Raw genomic sequence first — 1,951 nt, forward strand, 5'->3', positions numbered from 1 at the left:
ATACAATGTATTAAGACAAATCATTCCTGATACGACTTTAGATTTCCAACTTATAAACAAACAGATTATAATAGTTCCTGCTAAACAAAAAAAGAACCTAGCTCAGAAATTTTTAAAACCTCAATTAAGTTTCAAAAAAATTAAAGGCCGCATTCTTAACAAGAAAAACAGACATGCATTAGCCTATGCAAGTATCGGTATACGGGGTAAATCTATCGGTACAATTAGCAATATAGATGGTGAATTTTTATTAAACATCCAGACTCAGCACTTTAACGACACTCTCACAGTTTCTTTCATCGGCTTTAACAATTCAGAAATCCCCCTCAATCAAATTACGAGTGACGAGATTACAGTTGAGCTTATAGAGAGTCATATTTCTTTGCAAGAAGTTGTTATTAGAAATACAGATCCTCTGGCTTTAATAAAGTCAGCTATCAATAACATAAATCAGAATTACCCTAAGAATCCAAGTCTACTAACTGCATTCTATAGAGAATCAGTTAGTAAGAATAGAAACTACATGATTTATCTGGAATCCATTCTTGATATTTACAAATCATCCTATCAACCTACTAATCGACTTGATATGGCTAAAGTTTTCCAATCAAGAAAGATATATGATTCTAATCGCTTAGATACCGTGTCTCTACGTTTAAAAGGAGGTGTTGAAGGCTGTCTACAGCTTGATATCGTAAAAAACAGAATTGACTTTCTGGATCCTGAGAACTTGCATTCTTATGACTTCCATTTGGATGATATTAGTTCTTACAACAACCACCCTGTTTATATCATTCATTTTCAACCCAAAGTCAAGCTGAGTTATCCCTTAATGCAAGGCGATTTATATATTGACACAAGAAGTTTAGCCATAATTAGAGCTGAATTTTCTTACCCTTTAACTCGAGTTGGCGAAACAAAGCATCAGTTTGTAGCAAAAAAATCTTCAAAAACTAAAGTACGTCCACTCAAAATTGAATATATTGTATCGTATAAAAACATCAATGGCAAATATTACCTAAATCACACGAAAGGCAACCTCAAATTTAAAGTTCGACATAAACGTAAATTCTTTGCCAAAACATTTGAAACCAGTTTTGAAATGGCAATTACTCAAGTTGATACCACTAATATTGAACGATTCAAATACAAAGAACGCTTACGACCAAACACCGTGATGTCTAAATCCAGATTGCCTTATGATTCATATTTTTGGGGAAGTCAAAATTATATTGAACCAGAAGAGAGCATACAACAAGCTTTAAAAAGAATTAATGCTAACATGCTACAAGTAGCAAAAAAAGAAGATTAATAATTGAGCTCTATGCCAGTGTGGATCTGTCCAAATTGCAAGCGAACATTTAAAAGTACAAATCAATATCATTCGTGCTATGTTATGAATAAGACATATCATACAAAGAAAATGAATGAGAAAGTTCAAATTGTTTTCGAAGCCCTACTCTCCCACATAGAAAACTTTGAAGCAATTGATGTTATCTTCCTTAAGACCTGTGTTCAAATTAATACAAATTCTACATTTCTATCCATCACCACAAAACGAGACCGTTTGGAACTTGAATTCCAATTAGACAGAGAAGACGATTTCTTTCCGATTTTTTTATGCCAAAGGATTTCTAAAAACCGTGTATTACATCGCATTACACTCAGTGAACTTTCAGAATTTGACAATCAGGTTAAGATTTGGATCAGAGATTCCTATGAATTGATTAACAAAAGATGAATCTCATCCTTAATCAAAAAAAGAAGCTCATTATACATCAAAAGATTCTTGTATCTTTGTCCCATTAAAATTCAGATAGCAACCCTCGCTATTTTATAAAGTAAATTCAGAAATACATCAATGAGATTCGATCAATATAGTTTTAGTCCAGAGGTAAAAAACAACCTAGAAAATTTAGGATTCAAACGCCCTACAGATATTCAATTCAAA

General features: G+C 32.5%; 2 protein-coding genes. Both read left to right on the forward strand.

What is annotated here, in order from left to right:
• A partial coding sequence (locus ABY905_RS16930; protein ID WP_372646022.1) for a carboxypeptidase-like regulatory domain-containing protein occupies positions 1–1,312 on the forward strand: 1,312 nt, incomplete at its 5' end.
• Positions 1,313–1,396: 84 nt separating this feature from the next.
• Entirely contained in the window at positions 1,397–1,741 is a 345-nt protein-coding gene (locus ABY905_RS16935; RefSeq protein WP_372646024.1) for a DUF5655 domain-containing protein, read from the forward strand.
• The last annotated feature ends 210 nt before the right edge of the window (positions 1,742–1,951 follow it).

It is taken from the genome of Ancylomarina sp., assembly GCF_041555295.1.
Lineage (GTDB): Bacteria > Bacteroidota > Bacteroidia > Bacteroidales > Marinifilaceae > Ancylomarina.

Bases quoted from the DNA above. Each gene is read 5' to 3' on its own strand.
- ABY905_RS16935 (WP_372646024.1), top strand. From the start codon at position 1,397: ATGAATAAGACATATCATACAAAGAAAATGAATGAGAAAGTTCAAATT.